Below are 20,171 nucleotides of genomic sequence, written 5' to 3'. Positions count from 1 at the left end.
TATCACAAATATTTTTCCTTAATTTTATCTAAAAGATTAAATTCAAAGTCATTTTCACTTAAAACCATGTCATAATCATTATTATTTTCATCAGATATTAAAATTTTTATTAAATTAAGTCTTGAACTTACATTTTTAATATCATATTCCTTTTCAGTTGATATTAAAATATCACAGTCCTGACCAATATCCAAATCATCAATATTGGGAATCAATTTAACATTATAGCATTCATTGTTTAATTTGGAAACTACTTTTTTTATCAAATCATTATTTTTACTTATAATCGAGAAATCCAGTTTTTTATTTGTGAAAAACTTATTTGCCTCAATTTTATCCTTTAAAATTTCCTTAAAAATAAAGTCTCCCCACTTATCTGCAAAATGCATTATATTGTGATAATTCAGCTGATTTTTCCTGTCATCATCTTCATGTCTGGTTGCAGATTCATGATGGAACAATAACACTGCAGGATTGTAAATTGTTTTATAACCTGCTTTGTATAACTTAAATGCGAAATCAATATCCTCATATCCGTAAATATACTGTTCATCTAATCCGTCCAATTCGAAATAAACATCTTTTGGAACTAATAAACATGCTGCAGTATTTGAAATTACTTCTTTTTGATGATTTAACTCATCTGAAAAAAGCATTGTTGAATACATATGTTCATGATAGGGGCCATAAATATATGGAGTTCTTTCTTCTCTAAATTTTACACCTGCATGCTGGATTGAAAAGGATTTGCCCTGACTTTCCATATCTTCATAGTAAGGAAATACTAATTTAGCTCCAATAGAACCAACATTTTCATTATTTAAGGCTGTTCCAACCATTTCATTAAGCCACCCATATGTCGGTTCAATATCATTATTCAATAAAAGTAAATACTCCCCATTAGCTATTTTAGCTGCATCATTGTTTCCTTTTGAAAAGCTGACATTTTCACTGTTTTCAATAACTGTAACCGGCAAATCCAAGGAATGCAGATATTCAACAGACTCATCGCATGATGCATTATCCACTACAATAATTTCATAGTTTGAATAATTTGTTTTTTTATCAAAATCTGCAAATAATCTTTGCAAATGTCCTAAACCGTTTCTGTTTAAAATTATAATTGAAACTAAAGGTTCGCTATCAAAGCTATAATTAGCTAAAAATAAAGAGTTGGTATCCAATATTTTCTTTCTGCGTGCAATAAAAGGATTTTCTTCTAAAGTAAAACCTTCATGATCATTGTCAATATAATGAACTAAAGGATTTAAACCCTTTTTTTTAATTTCAGGATATTCTTCCAAATATCTTTTTAAATTAAACTGAGCAGAAGGATTTTTATCTTCCTTATATCCATAAAATAAATAATGAACTAAAGGATCCATTCCTGATTTAGCAATGTGAGGATATGCCTTAAGATAATAATTTTTATCAAATAATCCTGATTCCATTATCTTATCATAGCTTTCCATGTATTTTTTTGCTTTTTTTGGATTGAATTTGGATTTAATTAAAAATTTTGAATATGAAATATCAGACATTGAAAATTACTCCTTTTTATTGAAAAAGCTAAATTTCCTTTTTTTAGGTTTTACCTGCAAATCATTTATAATATTGTCCTTTTGTCTAAATAAATTAGCAATATCATTATTAGTTAAGATTTCCAAATCAAAATTAATTTGAATACTTGAAATATCACTAAAATCAGCATCTAAAACATAACAAGGGTCCAAATTAGTAAATATTTGATAATCATCATCAACTGAGTTATCACAATTTGCATCACTTATCGGTAAATTATTAGTTATCCTACACTTAATAAAACTGCCTTCCAGCGGGTCAAAACGTAGTTTAGAGATATTGCCAAAGTTTTCCAGGCTGAATTCAAGATTATTCTTTTTTAAAGGCGAATAGTCAATAGCTACTTTATCAGATTCATTAAACCCCTTTCCCGTATCAACATATAAACTGGCTTGTGAATTTACTTTATTTAATCTGTTAAAATATTTATATTTGGCTAAAAATGTTTCAGCATCATACTTATCCAAATCCAAAATATCCTTTTCATAGCTAAGTTTATCTGGGAAAAGTTGTTTAAATCTGTCAATGTCTTCTTTTTTAAGTGGAATAATAACTGATTTAAGTTTATTAATTATTTTAAGCTCATCAGCCAGTGCCCAGTTGTAATAATAAGTCCAAAATAGAATATCATAAATAAAATTAATGTTAAGCAATTTAAGATCATTTAAAAACTCAGGATATTCATATCTTAAATCAAATATTTCTTTTATTGAATTTGAAAGATGAATAGAACTATCAACTGTAATGTTTTCAGTAGTTGAATCGGAATTCTTTCTATAGTAATAAATGGAATCTTTTGATAAAAATATCCTTTTAGCATTGATTAAAGCTAAAATAGCTACAATATTGTCTTCATAAAAACCTTTGGAGAATTTCAGATATTTAAATAAGCTTCTATGATAAATCTTATTCCATGGAGCTGTTGATAAAAATAGCTTAGGATTCTGCTTAATATCAGTTATTAATTTATTTTCCAACGTATTTTGCTGGTGGATATTTATCGGTTCAACATAATCGCTTCCAGTGTATGTTTCCCAATTATAAATCAATAAATCTGCATTAAATTCATTTATTTTAGATAATGCATCTTCATATGCATTTTGTGATATAAAATCATCTGCATCCAAGTAAGTTACATAATCTGAGCTAACTTCCTTAAGAGCCATATTTCTGCTTTCACCGGGGCCCAGATTACTTTTATTTGAAATTAATTTAAAAGAGGGATATTTATCAGTATATTGGCTGATTATATCTAACGTACTGTCACAGGAATTATCATTGACTATTATAACTTCAATATTGTCTATTCCTAAGCTTTGGTCAACAACAGAATCCAAACATTCTTTAATATAATCCTCAGCATTGAAAACAGGAATAATGACACTTAATTTATAACTCATAATTTCACGATTTTCTTAAATTTACTTTTAATAGAAGTATCAGCTGACTGTTCTTTTAAATCATTGTTTTCTTGTGCTAAAACTTGATTTTCATGACGCAACTGTTCTATTACACCTTCATAATGATTAGCTAAAAATTCATAGTACAATTTCTTATAATTTAATTCGAACTCGATTCCATTGTTTGAAACATCTATTGCCTGATAAAATACCCTGTCATCAAAATGCCAGGTAGCTAAATGATTCTTGTTAACCTGATTTAGGGAAAAAAATTCATAATTTTTCTTTATTTTTTCAAGATATCTGTCTCTAAATCGTTCATCCAATCTTAAATAAACGAATTTGAGATTAATAACTGCAAATAAAATAAATTCATCCTTAAAACTTTCATAGATTTCATCTTCTTTTAAGAAATTTTCTATGGAAGTTAAAATCTTAAATATATCAAAGGATTTTTCAGTGCCTGTTGTGCAGATTGAATCATTTCTTATTCTGTAATTATAAATTGGAGTTCTGATAATTGAAACTTTATTTAATTTAAAAAAGATTTTGTAAAAGAAATAGGCATCTTCATAATTAAGTCCTTCCGGAAATCTAACAGCCAGTTTCTCTAGTGTTTGGACATCATATAATTTAATAGATTCATGAGGAATTCTAAATACAATTTCAGGGATGTTTTTATAGTTAAAATTCTTATTGTCAACTGATGAATCAAACATATTTAATTTTGTAAAATCATTTTCCTCATATTCCTTAGTTTCCTGATTAAAATATCTGTATGGGAAAATCACCATTTCAGAGTCCAGACTATTTGCCTGATTATATAATAATTCAAGAGCATTTAACTCTAACCAGTCATCAGAATCTAAAAATAGCAGATATCTGCCTTTAATATAATTCATTCCAGTATTTCTTGCACCGCTTAATCCTTTATTTTCCTGAGAAACTATTTTAAATCTTTCATCTTCAGATGCATATTCCTCTAAAATATCAGGTGAAGAATCGTCAGATCCGTCATTTACACAGATTACTTCAAAATCTTCAAATGTCTGATTAGCTAAGCTATCCAAACACTCCCTGAGATATTTTTCCACATTATAAACCGGTACAACTACTGAAATTTGAGGCAAATTTCCACCTTATTTAAGATACATTTTTTTATAGTATTCCTGATATTCTCCACTTTTAACCTGGCCCATCCAGTCGGGATTGTCCAAATACCATTGGATAGTTTCTTTAATACCTGTTTCAAAAGTGTATTTTGGCTCCCATCCGAGATTTTCCCTAATTTTAGTTGAGTCAATAGCATAACGCCTGTCATGACCTAATCTGTCATCTACAAACTCAATTAAGGACTCATCTTTACCTAAAGCTTCCAATATTAATTTTACAATTTGAATGTTTTGTCTTTCGTTATGTCCCCCAATATTATAAACTTCACCAAGTTTTCCGTCATGTAAAACTAAATCTATTGCTGTACAATGGTCATATACATGTAACCAGTCACGTATGTTTTTACCATCACCATAAATCGGTAATTTTTTATCTTCCAGAGCATTTGAAATCATTAAAGGAATTAATTTTTCCGGAAACTGATAAGGACCATAATTATTAGAGCAGCGTGTTATATTAACCGGCAAGTTAAATGTTTCATAATATGCTCTTACAACCAAATCTGCACTGGCTTTTGAAGCAGAATAAGGGCTGTTAGGTTGTAAAGGAGTAGTTTCTGTAAAATAACCTGTTTCCCCTAATGTTCCATAAACTTCATCAGTAGAAATCTGCACATATTTTTCCACACCATATTCCTTGGCAGCATTAAGCAATACCTGAGTTCCTAAAACATTTGATTTGATAAATATTTCCGGATCGCTTATGCTTCTGTCCACATGGCTTTCAGCTGCAAAATTAATAACATAATCAGAATCTTTAACTAATTTATTGACAACTTCCTTATCTCTGATATCCCCTTTAACAAAAGCATAATTGTCCTTATCTTCAATATCTTTTAAGTTTTCAAGGTTACCGCAGTATGTTAAGGCATCCAAATTAGTAAATTCATAATCCGGATACTTATCAATCATATATTTTACAAAGTTACTTCCAATAAACCCTGCCCCACCAGTAATTAATATTTTTGTCATAATAATGCACCTAATACCTGATTTGTGATTCCTTTAGAGTTTTCCATTTTTTATCCTTATCAGATAATGTGATTTCATCAATTCCGTCTAATGGCCATTCAACAGCTATGTCCGGGTCATTCCACATAATTCCGCCTTCATCTTCACCATGGTAAAATTCAGTACATTTGTATACAAATTCAGCTTCATCAGACAATACTACAAATCCATGAGCAAATTTAGGAGGTATATATAACTGTTTTTTATTTTCAGCTGACAATATTTCCCCATACCATTTTCCATAAGTTGGTGAATCTGCTCTGAGGTCTACTCCAACATCAAATACTTCCCCTTTAATAACCCTAACTAATTTTCCCTGAGGATATTTTAACTGTAAGTGAAGTCCTCTAAGTACTCCTTTAAATGACTGTGACTGGTTATCCTGTACAAAAGTTAAATCATAACCTGCATCTTTGAAATCCTTTTCATTATATGTTTCCATGAAGTATCCTCGATTGTCTCCATAGACTGCAGGTTCAACTACAAACATTCCTTCAATATCAGTTTTTGTAAATTTAAAATTTCCCATATTAATCATCTTTAACTAAATTAAATAAATATTGTCCATAATCTGTTTTTTTAAGTTCTTCAGCGGTTTTTAAAAGCTCTTCTTTAGTAATATAACCTTTATTATACGCTATTTCTTCAAGACATGCAATATAAAGTCCCTGTCTTTTTTGTATGGTTTCAATGAAATTAGATGCTTCTAAAAGACCAGTGTGAGTTCCAGTATCCAACCATGCCATTCCTCTTCCAAGAAGTTCAACTTTAAGTTTTCCACGATTGAGATATTCTTCATTAACTGAAGTGATTTCAAGTTCTCCCCTTTCAGAAGGTTTTACATTCTTAGCTATTTCAACTACATCATTGTCATAAAAATAAAGCCCCGGCACTATATAATTAGATTTAGGTTTTTCAGGTTTTTCTTCAACTGAAAGCACATTCCAGTCATCGTCAAACTCAACTACACCGAAAGCTTCAGGATTGTTTGTATAATATCCAAATATTACTGCTCCTTCTTCCAATTTGGTTGCTCTTTCCAGTATTTCAGTAAATCTGTGACCATGGAAAATGTTATCCCCCAAAATTAAAGCAACATCATCATCACCAATAAAATCTTCCCCAACAATAAATGCTTCTGCAAGACCGTTAGGTTCTTCTTGAACTTCATAGCTGAAATTAATTCCTAAGCTACTGCCATCACCTAAAAGTTCCTTAAACATAGGTAAATCTCTAGGAGTAGATATTATTAGAATATCTTTGATTCCTGCAAGCATCAATACAGAAATAGGATAATAAATCATTGGTTTATCATACAAAGGTACTAACTGTTTAGATATTGCTTTTGTGATTGGATACAAACGAGTTCCAGATCCTCCAGCAAGTACAATTCCTTTCATAAAAATCCCTTTTAATAAATTTTATAATGTTTAAAATTATATTTTTTCTAATTAATTAAAATACCTATTAAAAATAAAATTGTGATTATAAATAAAAGAAGTATAAAAAAAGAAAAAAAGTAAGAGAATTGGGAATTCTCTTTAAGGACTGATTTTTATTGTGTTTCCTGTTTGGAAGTCATTCCAGTAGGAAGTTATGATGTATTCGCCGCTCATTAATCTGATTCCTAAGCTTGCAATACCGTCTTTATTAGTAACTTTGTGATAGAAGACACCGTTTACGTTAAATGATACATTTTGGTTAGCTAATGGCTTACCTTGACCATCTAAAGTTAAAGCAGTGAAATTGCTGCCGTCAAGGTACTTCATAGAGAGATCTTTTGTTACTAAAGTTGGCATGACAGTGACTTTGTTTCCAATATCCAATCCGTCATACATTGTTGTAATAGTGTAGTTTCCTGGTCTTAAAGCAATTCCTAAGCTTGCAACACCATTTTCATCTGTTTTTTTGTGATAGAACACACCATTGATGTTAAATGTTACTTCTTTATTTACTGCTAAAGATCCGTCTTTGTTGTAGACAGTTGCTTGGAACTTAGAAGCATTTAAGTAATATTTGGTTAAATCGTTTTGCATGATTAATGATTTTACGGTTATGTTAAATCCTTTTTCTTCGCCGGTTACAGGGTTGTAAGCAGTTAAAATGTAGGATCCAGGTCTTAACATAATACCTAAATCAGCTACACCGTCTTTGTCAGTTGTTTTATTGTAGAATACACCATGAATGTTAAATTTAACAAGAGTGTTAGCCAGTGCTTTTCCAGTGCTGTCAGTGAATTTAGCATAGAATCTGGTAGCGTTCTGATACATTTTAACTAAATTATCAGCTACAATAGTTGGATTAATAGTTACAGTGATGTTTTTAGAAACTGCATCAAATTTATCAGAACCCTTATAAGAAACAGTAGCTTCGTATATATTAGATACTAAGTTTAATCCCATTGAAGCAGTACCGTTAGCATCAGTTGTTTTATTATAAGTTTGACCATTAATGGTAAAGTACACAGTTGCATTAGCTATAGGATTACCTAAATAATCAGTTAATTTAGCTATTAATCTTGTGCCATCTTTGTAAATCATAGTAATATTTTCAATATCCAAATTAACTTTTGGATTATGAACAACAGTTATATTACCATTTTCCACTTTAGAAGCATATTTATTATCACCAGAATATGTTGTGGTAATCATAACTACTCCTTCTTCTAAAGGATCAATAGCTATTTCTGTTACATCACCAGTAACATTAACAACATAAGTTTTATTGTTTATTTTAACAGTTATTGTTCCTGTTGCTCCATCAGGTAAGGAAACATAGATAATTCCATTTTCACCAGCAATAATACCCGGTGTTGCAACAATTATTTGATAATCATCAATTTTAGAAACAACAAAAGAAGTACTATTACTACTTGCTAAATATTTATCATCACCACTATAATTTACAGTAACATTATAATTACCAGCAACTAAATCATCTAAAACTAAACTAGCAACACCACCAGTTAAATTTAAAGTTTCCTTCTTACCATTTACAATAATTTCCACAACACCAGTAGCATCATTAGGCACTACAATTGTAATAATTTCTTCATCACCAACACGAATATTAGAAACATTAACCAATACAGTTGAATTAAACTTACCTACAACAAAAGAAGTACTATTACTACTTGCTAAATATTTATCATCACCACTGTAAGTTGCAGAAATATTATATACTCCAGCAGTTACTTTTGATAATGTATAACTAGCTAATCCATTAACTAAACTTATAACTTCTTTTATATTGTTTATTGTAACAGTTACTGTACCAGTTGCATCTTTTTGTGTTTTAACATTTATTATTACATCTTCACCTAATTTAACTTCACTAATGTCAATAATTAAATTAGATTCCAGTTTATTTACTTTAAATGAAGTACTATTACTACTTGCTAAATAGTTATCATCACCAGCATAAGTTACACCAACATTATATTGGCCAACACTTATATTTAGCAATGTTAAAGTAGCTACTCCATTTTTTAAACTTACAGTTTCAATTTTACCATTAACATCAAAAGCAATACTACCACTAGCATCACTTGGGGCATTAACAGTTATTATTACATCCTCACCTACTTTGACTTCACTTAATGTGATTTTTAAACTGGATTCGATTTTATTTACTTTAAATAAAGCACTATTTTCACAAGGGTTGTAATTATTATCACCAGCATACTTAGCAACAATCTTATATGTTCCACTTGTTAAATCACCTAATTCCAATTTAGCAACACCATCTTTAACACTAGCAGTGTAATTTTTATTATTTATTATGTAAGTTACATTTCCAGTTGAACTAACAGGTAAATTAGCAGTTATAATTGCAATTTCGCCAAAAGTAATATCTTTTACATTAATATTCATAGTAGAGTCTATTTTACTTACATTAAATGAAACTGTATTAGAAACACTAGTACCATAAGTAAGGTCTCCTAAGTATTTAGCAGATACATTATACTTTCCAGCACCTAAATTATTGATAGTTACACTAGCAACAGCATTATTAATAGTAGTGGTGTAATTTTCACCATTAATTGTAAATGTTACATTTCCAGTAAGTTCACTTGGTAAATTAGCTACTAAAGTAATACTTTCACCATACTTGATATCAGATATATTTTCTAATGTAATATTAGAAACTAATCTAGCATACAAAGTAGCATTATGAACTAACCCGTATGGCACATTACTACAAACTGCACTAACAGAAATTAAATCAGCTTTAGTTACATTATACTCATAATAATATTTACCATTTGCATATTTAGCAGCATATTCAACACCATCAATGATAAATTTCAAATTAGAGGAATAAATATCTGCAATTGGTTGATTGGATAATCTTAATGTTGCAGTAATATTAACAATATCACCAACAGCACAATCAACAGTTTCATTATCTAAAATCACAAGATCAGTTACAGAAAGAATTTTACCCTTACTTGCACCTATAGGATGTTCAAAAACATTATTTTCTAAATAACACTCCCCAGTTACATAAATCTCATATGGGCAGATATTATTTTGAAAAACACAATTACTTATAGTACCCGTAACCATATCAGATATAAGACTCCTATTTGATAAGATAGAATTGTTTATAAAAGTACAATTATCTATTGTAAACTTATCACAATCATATATCATTATAACACCAGCACCACTACTCTGAATCTTCTCAGTACAAGTCATATTTTGAAAAATACAATTAGTTACATATATATTCTTAGAATCAAAAAAAAACAACATGTCCCTTATATTATTTTTAAAACTACAATTATTAAATTTAACTAAATCAGAATCTTGTACCGAAGCAATAATATTCATACCACCAGATTTAATCAATGTAGAATTTTCAAAAAAACAAGAATCAACAGTGACATTATTTCCTTTTTTAATTGAAAAAGGCCCAGCATATGCAGATCTGACAGCTAGTCCTTTCACAACTCCATTAGTTCCACCAAACTCAAAATATGCTCTCAGTTTTAAGTTTGTTATTACTGCTTTTCCATAGTTATCTGCTTGTATTGTAATATTAGTTTTAGAAAAATTCACAGTTTTTTTTATAGTATAAATTCCATCAGCCAAATGAATTATAGTATTATCAGTTAAACTAGCTGCTGCATTTTGGAGGGTGGTAGGGTTATCTTTAGATAACCCATCACCAGTACCATTTGTTGAAACATAAATATCTTTATAATCTATGCCCAAAACAGATTGATTACCAGCAGATAATACACTACCCATAATAATATTATTTTTAAGTAAAGATTGAACATCTAAACTTTGAAAAGTGTCTGCAATAGGTAAAGCATAAAAAGTACCATTAGAATTTCCAGCATAAATAGTATTACCATTTATTGCAAAGCCTCCAACAATAGCAGAACTCGCATTAAAAGCCCAAATAACTGGAGACACCTTATCGTCAATTATTGCCCAAACAATACCTTGATCATCACCAACATATAAAACATTATCTACCACTGCAATAGCTGATGAAACAGGATTAACCCTATCCTTATACCATTTTTGAGAGTTATGAGTACTAATATCAATTTTACATATGTTTCCTTCAGCACTTACAGTATATAAAGTACTATTAGTATTATCAATTATTAAAGTAGTTCCAGAAGTACCAGTAATATTTACATTCCATAGCTCTCCAGTAGTATTTCTTGCATATACTTTACTATTATTACCTAAATAATAAATTACACCATTACTACCTACAATTGGAGTACCAATAACTCCAGTAATATTAGACACAATAGTTTGACCATTTGAAAGATTTACACACATAAGCCCACGAATAGTATTTACCCAAATATTACCTTGACCATCTAAAACAGGAGCAGAAAGTAAAGCTTGAGTACCATAATTCACATTATCAATTTGACAGATACTACCTGCATAATAATAAGTATTTGTTGCAGAAGCAGTGTCACCAAATTTCACCATAGCAATCCAAAGATTATTATCATTACCATACCCATATTCGCTTGAAATATAAACTGTTCCATCATCTCCAAATACAGGAGCAAAATAACTAGAAGCCTGATAATTATTTGTGAAATTTGCAACTAAAGTTCCATCATTAATATTTAAAATATATAATGTATCTCCAGATGCTGGAGCAAATAAAAGACCATCATAAATAGCTAATTCATGGAAATAACCCCATTGAGTAGTGAAATTCCATTTTAAAGTACCATTACTATAATAACAATATACATATTGACCATTAGGAACATAAATATTTCCATCAATATCAATTACTGGAGTACCAGCTAACTTATCAGATAAAGTAGCATTCCAAGTAGGAGTATTTTTATCTACATTTTCCTTAGGAACTACAACAGAGGAATTTCCACCAGTACTTCCATTAGTATCATTTGTTTCATTACCAGTTTCATTAACATAAGTTACAGTGACATTTGTAACAGAAACATTAACATCACCATTAATAGCTATTGTACCATTATCTTCTTTTTTTGGATCAATAATCTGAGAATTAGCAAATATAAAAGTAGTACTTGAAGAACCGTATACTGCAATAGTTCTTCCTATTTTTGCATCATTATTTACGAAATTAGTATTATATATTTGAAGTTTACCGGCACCTAAAGTAGAAATAGCTCCACCTCTACCATTATCTTTACAGGTATTATTATTATCCGCAAAATAACAATTGTCAATTAATATATCAAAGTTACTTCCATAATTATATGCACCTATTGCTCCACCACCATTATTTGTAGTACAATTATTACCAATGAATGTAGAATTAAATATACTTAAAGTACTGTAAGTATATAAAGCTCCACCATTCCATCCAGCAACATTATCTTTAAAAATAGAACCTACAATAGTAGTGTTTGCTCTATAATGAGTATGAATTGCTCCAGCCCACCAATATGCACCATTACGTGTGAAATTAGAATTATAAACTTCTAATTGACCACAGTTATTAATAGCACCTGGTTCAGTTGTTGCATAATTATCTTCAAAATTACAATTACGGACAACCATATGCACATTTGTAGTACTTGCAGCATTATGAACAGTAACAGTACCAAAACTTGTAGTACATTTAGTAAAATTACAATTTTCAATAATTCCTTCACCTAAGTTTAAGTAAACAACAGATTGATGAGAATTTGTTGCATTTACATTGTAAAAACTACAGTTATCTAATATGTAATTACCATTTCCATTAAATTGCATGAGAATATTTCCACCACAATTCTGGAATTTGAGGTTCTTCAAGGTTATATTAACATTACTCGCAGTTGTGTAAAAAGGAACATAGCTGTAAGTTGCTATATTACTTTCGTCACTCCCACCAATATATGTACCGGTAGAACCTGTAATAACCACATTATGATTTATTAAAATTTGACTTTCAGGAGCCAAATTATTATTTAATTTAATATTTTGACTACCATTTTCATTTTCACAGTTAGATTTTAAGTCTGCCCAATTATCAACTAGTGTTACACTATCAGAACTTGATGTAACATCAACATTGGAAGTATAGACACTAACTTCAGATTCATCGACACAAGCATCTGTATCAGAAACATCGCTAGCACTAACCATGCTTATACTAAAAATACATATTAATAATAAGGATATTATTAATAATTTCTTAGACTTAAACATTAAATCATTACCTCCGAATTAAATCTTAGTTTTTTATAACCAAATTTTAAAGGAATTTTAATAATTAATTCATTTTTTACCCAAAAAAGAATTTAATTTAAAAATTCCATTAAAATGTACTCAAATATTAATTATATTTTATCAAGCACAATTGTATATAAATTAATAACTTATATTTAAATATTTTCAATTATTTTCGCAAAAACTGAATAAATATATTTAACAAATAAATTAAAAATAATTATATATTCATTGAAATAATAAAATACTAAAAAATATTAAAAAGAATTAAAAAAATATTGAAACAACTAATAACCAAACAACCACAAATTATTTAACTGTCTAATATTCAAAATAAAAATAAAATTATGGTAACTTATTCATTTTAATTCAAAAACAAAGTATAAATATAAATAAAAATAAAATAAAAACTGAAAATTGTATTAAATAAACTCAAAAACGGAGTGTGAAAAAATCATGATTAAAAAAAGAATCATATTAATACTACTGATTATTGGAATAATATTAACAATATCAACTGTAAATGCAACAGAAGATATACAAGACCCTTATAATCAAACAGTAATAAATATGAATGAAAATATAGAAATAAACGAATATAATCAAGAGAATATGATAATCGGGAATAAAGAACATGAACCGATAATACAAAATATTTATATAACCGGAAATGATAACCGTTATAGAACAAAACTTACATTAACCATTAATGATACCACTACATTTAACACCACTGGAAATATAACACTAAACATTCACATGACAAGTCACCTTCTGTGCGACGAAAAATATTTTAATAATACTGCACTAAAGATTTATGACAATAATACTCAAATTGGCCAATTAATTTTAGGACAGCAAAATATACCACCATACAAATATTACGATGGTAATGAAGCAAACATTTACACATGTGATATTACATTTCCATACCATGTACAATATAAAACTGGTTTAAAAGTATTTGTATTTGGAGTATATTCAAATGTATTATCTTTCGATAAATTGCAGACAACACAACTAACTAATTTAACCAGTAATTCCATTAATATAAATAATAGAATTCATTCTAATAGTTCCTGGACCAATTCTATAAAATCAATACAAAAAGCAATAGAATTAGCTCAAAATGGAGATACTATATATTTATCCAATATAAACATATTATCTAATTTAAAAGAAACTGTAAGTATAAATAAAAATATTACAATAATAGGTAATAATGCTACTTTTAATGGATTAGAACAAGAAAGCATTTTTAAAATAGCTTCAAATGCACAGGTAACTTTAATAAATTTAACATTTACCAATACTACAAATTGTGTAATCGATAATAGTGGAAACTTAAACATAATTAACACTACTTTTAAAACAATAATAGGAAAAGCAATAACTAACACAAAAACATTGAAAATAACAAACACAACAATTGAAGATACTGGCCCTATATATTACCATCCCAAAATCATTCCACAAGAAACAACACTTGAAAATGGAATAATAGAAAATACAGGACAATTAGAAATAACTGACAGTGTTTTTAATAACATAACACTTCCAACAGAAATACAAATAACAAAAAATAGTATGTGGTATGGAATAATATATAACCTCAAAACAGGAACAACAACAATAAACAATGCTAAATTTACAAATATACAAACAAGAGCTATTAAAAACGAAGGACAATTAGAAATAACCAATACATTATTTGAAAACATAACTTCACAAAGTGTAAAATTAACAGTAAACTCAACAAATTACCAAAAAATAAACCCAACAACAATATACCAATCATATATACAAACAAAAGCAACACTTGATGGAGGAGCAATACACAACACTAAATACATGAAAGTAACCAATTCCATTTTTAACAATGTAAATGGAAATGATGGAGGATCAATATACACTACAGGAACTGGAATTATAACCCACTCTAAATTTAATAATAATACAGCACTTAGAGCATATGGTGGATCAATATATAATTCTGGAAATTTAAATATAAACAATATAACTATTACAAAATCAAAAACAAAAAGTATTGAAGAAAGTACCCCTTATTATGTATATACTTACTCACGTGGTGGAGGAATATATAATAATGGAACATTAATCATGACTAATTCTACAATAACACAATGTAACTCACAATATATTTCATCTAAAAGTAACGGTGTTGCAATATCTAATGATGGAGTAATGACATTAGATACAATTACATTATTCAATAATACTGGAACCGGTATTGTATATAATGGTGAAACTGGAGAAGGAACAATAACTAACTCATTATTTAAAAATAACAACCTTCCTATACACAGTGGTTATCCATCATATTACTATGGAGCTCTCTTTAATGAAGGAAAACTTACAATAACAAAATCAATATTTGATGCTAATAAACCATTAAATTGGGGTGGGAAATTTACAACTGGAGCTACTGGAAGTTTAAGCATATATAATTCTGGTGAAATCACCATAAAATGTAATTTATTTATAAATACACCCCCATTACCTAAACCTGTTAGTAGTGGCGATAGTCTTGTCTGGGTACCCTATAGTTTCATATATAGTGAAACTACTAAAATCAATATTATTTATAATTATTTTGGAATAAATAATGACATATTTTCCAATAATGTAATTGGAGTAGGATCAGGCATTATTAAAGTTAATAACTATTTTGTACTTCGTTTTGATCCTGAATATTTTGCAGTAGATATTAATGATACAACAAAAATCAAAGTATCCCTACAGTTAAATACTGCAATTAAAAATTATGAAGACACTATCTTTAATGAGTGGGACTTACTACCAAAATTAAATGTCACTATAACCACATTAATCAATGGAGTTCCAACTAACATTACTAAAGAATTAATAAATGGTAGTGCAACTATAGATTATTCTTTTTCAGATAAAAAAACACAATATACAGTTTATGCTTATTGTGAAGGTCAGACAACCAATGCAACAATAGACATTGGAAAAGAACATGCAAATATGACCTTTGACATAAAAGACATTATTTACAAGGAAGATTTAATTATTACAATTAATGTTAATGGTGTTTCTAATTTACACAAACCAACCGGAAACATATCCTATGTAATTAATAATAAGAAATATTATGTGAATTTAGTTAATGGACAAGCAAAAATAAACATAAGCAATCTTAAAGTAGGAGATTATGTTATTAAAATTAATTATGAAGGAGATGATGATTATTTCAAAATCTTTACAAGAAATAATTTCACTGTCCATAAAATACCAACAACATTAGAATTAGTATTAGATGATTTTAAAATAGGTGAAACAGGTTTATTAATAGCTACATTAGCACCTGAAAATGTAAAATTAATTGCACAATTATATATTGACGGAAAATTAACTCAAAATTTATATTTATATGGTGGAACCACATCCATACCAGTTAGAAATATGGCATTAGGAACACACAACTTCACAGTGAAATTAATTGGAACTGATGAATATGAATCTACAACAGCAACAGTGATATTTAAAGTAACAACTTATGAGACAAATATGACTGTTAATGCCAGTGATGTTAAAGTAGGGGAAAATGCAACTATTTCAATTAAAATAAATCCTGGAAATGTGAGAGGAGAAGCTATAATATCCATAAACGGAGTAAATCAGACAATATTTATAAACGACACAATAACCAATGTTACATTAAGCAATTTAAATAACGGAACTTATAATATAACTGTTTATTATCCTGGAGATTCCAAATATTCCCCATGTAATGCTTCCACATCATTTAAAGTGCTTAGAAATCCATCAAAAATTACAGTTAATGTAACATACGATGAAATTAATTTAACAGGTACAATAACAGTAATCACAACACCAAACAACTGTACCGGTACAGTGGGCGTTTATATTAATAATAAATTCTACCAATTAAACTTAACCAATGGAAAAGCAGTATTTAACGTTGAATATTCCAGAGGAAACAACTACATATACGTATACTATCCTGGCGATAACTACTATGAATCTGCAACATGGAATACTACAATAACACTTGAAAGTAAAGTTAAACTAACTGGTGAAAACTTAACCATATCAGAACAAGACAACTCCAACTACACAATACTTATAACAGATTTAGATGGAAACCCATACGAATACGCACTCATAACAATCATATTAGAAAACAAAAACTATACTTTACAAACAAACTCCAAAGGAATTGGTAAATTCCCATTAAACCTTAAAGCAGGAACATACACCATACTCGCAATATATGGAAAAACAGCAATAAAAAACACAATCACAGTAAAACCTGCAAATATGAACATAGATATTAAAGACATACTTGCAGGAGAAATAGAAGAAATTAAAGTCACACTACCAGAAACTGCAACTGGAAGTATTACATTTGTTTTAGATGGTAAAACCTATGTAAAAACACTTAAAAATGGAGAAGCAATATTAGAAATTCCTAATCTTGAATTAGGAAAACATACATTAAAAGTAATTTACTCAGGAGATGACAAATACACAAATAATACAAAAACATTAGAATTCAATATTAAAAACTCCTTATCAAAAACAGAAATCACAATTAACAAAAACAACACCATCTACGGTGAAGAAATAACAGTAACTGCAAAAGTTACACCCGGTGCAACAGGAAACGTAACATTTAAAGTAGACAATCAAGAAATAACCGCTAACTTAATAAACGGAACTGCTAAAGCTACATTTAATAAAATTAATGCAGGATTACAAACAATAACTGCAAGATACAATGGAGATAATATTTATCAAGGATCCGCAAACAACATCCAAGTAAATATCAACAAAGCACAATCCAACATTACCATCATAACTTCAGAAATTGTAGAAGGAGAAAATATCCTAATATATGCTGTAGTTAATGATGATGCAACTGGAAATGTTACTTTCAGGATTTTAGGATTATATTCACCAAGAAATAAAACCATCAGCAACGGTAATGCATCATGGTTAATTTCACCATTAACAAGTGGATCATACACCATAAATGCATATTATAATGGAGATAATAATTATTTAAGCTCAAATACAACTAAAATACTTGTAATAAATCAAACAAGAAGTATATTGAAAGTTAATGTTGAAATAGGTGAAAATGAAATAATATTTAGTGCAACTCTTAAAACAGAAGACGGAAAACCAATTACAGGTAATGTAACTTTAGAGCTTAATAAAGAGTTCTATAAAATAGTAATAACTAATGGTGTTGGTTCCAGAAGCTTTGACAAACTTCCAGAGGGCAAATACACATATTCTGCAACATATAAAGGAACTGATAAAATTTCTCGAGCTACTGACAACGGAACTTTTGAAATCAAATCTGTTGAATATAATGTTATTTTAAATGCTCCTGATGTTAAAATGACTTATCATGACGGTACAAGATTTATAGCTACTTTAACTGATAAACAGGGAAATCCTATAAGAGATGCTGCAATTGAAATAACAATTAACGGAAAAACCTATACTAAAACAACAGATGAAAAAGGTGTTGTAAGTTTAGGATTGAGCTTGGACAGCGGAATATACACAGTAACTGTTAACTTTAAAGGATTATTAAACTATACTCCGATAACCAAGCAGGCGAAAGTTACTATTGAACCGACAGTTAAAGGATTGGACGTTGTTAAAATGTTTAGAAACAATACTCAGTATTATGCCATATTTACTGATTCACAGGGCAATCCTCTTAAAAACAAAGATATTCAGTTTAATATCAATGGTGTCTTTTACACTAAAACCACCAATGATAAAGGAATAGCTATGATGGGTATTAACTTAAATCCCGGCAAATATGTTATAACAGCAATTAACCTTGTTACTGGTGAGCAGTCAGGTAATAATATTACTGTAAAATCACTGATTGTTCAAAATGATTTAACAAAATACTACTTGAACGATTCCAGATTCCAGACAACCATCTACAACAAAGACGGATCATTAGCTGCAAACAAGGAAGTAACCTTTAACATCAACGGTGTATTCTACACTAAAAAAACAGACGAAAACGGTATTGCAAGCCTGGGAATCTCTTTAAGACCTGGAGAATACATAATAACCACAATGGTTGACGGATTAAGTATAGGAAACAAAGTCAATGTATTGCCGACATTAATTACTAAAAACTTAAACATGAAATACCTGGACGGAAGCAGCTTCACTGCACAAACATTAGACAATCAGGGAAAACCAATAGCTAACCAAAATGTATCATTTAATGTAAACGGAGTATTTTACCACAAACTCACAGACAATAACGGTATTGCCAAATTAGGAATCAGACTGATGGCCGGTGAATACATCATAACTTCCTACTGGAACGACTTCCAAACAGGAAACACAATAAAAATAGAATAAGAGAATTAACTAATTCTCTTTTATTTTTTTTAAACAAAACAGATAATCTTTAATAGCTTCTTTATAGCTTCTTAAAGGTTCAAAACCATTATCAACCCATCTTTTATTATTTAAAACTGAATAGCTAGGTCTTGGTGCAGGTCTTGCAAATTCACTAGCTGTTACCGGAGTGACTTTTACATCTACTTCTGCTACTTCAAAGATATATTTTGCAAATTCACACCATGAACAGCTTCCGGAGTTTGTAATATGATAAATACCATAATAATCAGTTTCTATTAATTTTCCAATGGCTTCTGCTAAATCCAGAGTGTATGTCGGAGTTCCTACTTCATCATAAACTACTGTTAATTCATCATGTGTTTTAGCCAGTTCCAGCATTGTTTTTGGAAAATTGCCTCCATTAATTCCATATAACCATGCTGTACGAACAATAAAAAATTTATCGAGTATTTCCTGAATAGCCTCTTCACCTTCAAGTTTACTTTTTCCATAAACACTTATAGGACCAATTTCATCATCTTCAACCCATGGAGTGTCATTTTTGCCATTGAAAACATAATCTGTACTGATATGGACTAATGGACAGTCAGCTTCCCTGCATCCAATAGCCAAATTCCTTACACCTTCCCCATTTACACTGAAAGCCAGTTCCTGGTTTTCTTCACATCCGTCAACATTGGTGTATGCTGCAGAATTTATAACTATATCAGGTTTATTTTCTTTTATAAATTCAACTGTATGCTCTTTATCAGTAATGTCCAATGTTTTAGATGTTGTAAGTATAAGTTCATGTTTGTCATTTAAAACATCTGTCAAATCATGACCTAACATCCCATTAGATCCTGTAATTAAAACTTTCATAATTATCCCTATTTTTATTTAATAAAAACTAAATATTATTT

9 protein-coding genes are annotated in these 20,171 nt (G+C 29.2%); 1 reads left to right on the top strand and 8 read right to left on the bottom strand.

All coding sequences use genetic code 11. The features are described from left to right. Nucleotides 1–2: 2 nt before the first annotated feature. The 7 genes from ACMC9J_RS05020 to ACMC9J_RS04990 form a co-directional block, all read right to left on the bottom strand. Complete coding sequence (locus ACMC9J_RS05020) at nt 3–1,541, bottom strand: glycosyltransferase family 2 protein (RefSeq protein ID WP_427002984.1); 1,539 nt, start codon at nt 1,539–1,541, stop codon at nt 3–5. Nucleotides 1,542–1,547: 6 nt separating this feature from the next. Beyond that, nucleotides 1,548–2,981, bottom strand: coding sequence for a glycosyltransferase family 2 protein (locus ACMC9J_RS05015; protein WP_004032602.1), 1,434 nt, complete (start codon nt 2,979–2,981; stop codon nt 1,548–1,550). Beyond that, on the bottom strand, nt 2,978–4,111 hold the full coding sequence (locus tag ACMC9J_RS05010) for a glycosyltransferase family 2 protein (protein ID WP_004032603.1): 1,134 nt from the start codon (nt 4,109–4,111) through the stop codon (nt 2,978–2,980). The genes ACMC9J_RS05015 and ACMC9J_RS05010 overlap by 4 nt, the downstream gene beginning before the upstream one ends. A 9-nt stretch (nt 4,112–4,120) precedes the next feature. Beyond that, a complete protein-coding gene (gene rfbB / locus ACMC9J_RS05005; protein WP_019268097.1) occupies nt 4,121–5,125 on the bottom strand; it encodes a dTDP-glucose 4,6-dehydratase in 1,005 nt (334 codons plus the stop codon). A gap of 10 nt (nt 5,126–5,135) precedes the next feature. After that, nucleotides 5,136–5,693 (bottom strand): dTDP-4-dehydrorhamnose 3,5-epimerase, encoded by a 558-nt coding sequence (gene rfbC / locus ACMC9J_RS05000; RefSeq protein WP_019265194.1) that lies wholly within the window; start codon nt 5,691–5,693, stop codon nt 5,136–5,138. A 1-nt stretch (nt 5,694) separates the two neighbouring features. Continuing rightward, nucleotides 5,695–6,564 (bottom strand): glucose-1-phosphate thymidylyltransferase RfbA, encoded by an 870-nt coding sequence (rfbA, locus tag ACMC9J_RS04995; protein WP_019265193.1) that lies wholly within the window; start codon nt 6,562–6,564, stop codon nt 5,695–5,697. A 141-nt stretch (nt 6,565–6,705) separates the two neighbouring features. After that, nucleotides 6,706–12,834: an Ig-like domain repeat protein gene (locus tag ACMC9J_RS04990; protein WP_427002983.1), complete on the bottom strand. Its 6,129-nt coding sequence runs from the start codon at nt 12,832–12,834 to the stop codon at nt 6,706–6,708. A gap of 477 nt (nt 12,835–13,311) precedes the next feature. On the opposite strand from ACMC9J_RS04990, the gene ACMC9J_RS04985 reads away from it, so the two are divergent. Next, nucleotides 13,312–19,266 (top strand): Ig-like domain repeat protein, encoded by a 5,955-nt coding sequence (locus ACMC9J_RS04985; protein WP_427002982.1) that lies wholly within the window; start codon nt 13,312–13,314, stop codon nt 19,264–19,266. 9 nt (nt 19,267–19,275) lie between these two features. Here ACMC9J_RS04985 and rfbD read toward each other — a convergent pair whose 3' ends face one another. Beyond that, nucleotides 19,276–20,130 (bottom strand): dTDP-4-dehydrorhamnose reductase, encoded by an 855-nt coding sequence (rfbD, locus tag ACMC9J_RS04980; protein WP_427002981.1) that lies wholly within the window; start codon nt 20,128–20,130, stop codon nt 19,276–19,278. Nucleotides 20,131–20,171 lie beyond the last annotated feature (41 nt).

The organism is Methanobrevibacter intestini (genome assembly GCF_047402955.1).
GTDB lineage: Archaea > Methanobacteriota > Methanobacteria > Methanobacteriales > Methanobacteriaceae > Methanocatella > Methanocatella intestini.
The sequence above is the reverse complement of the archived record's forward strand: the minus strand, read 5'-3'. Positions and strand labels throughout refer to the sequence as shown.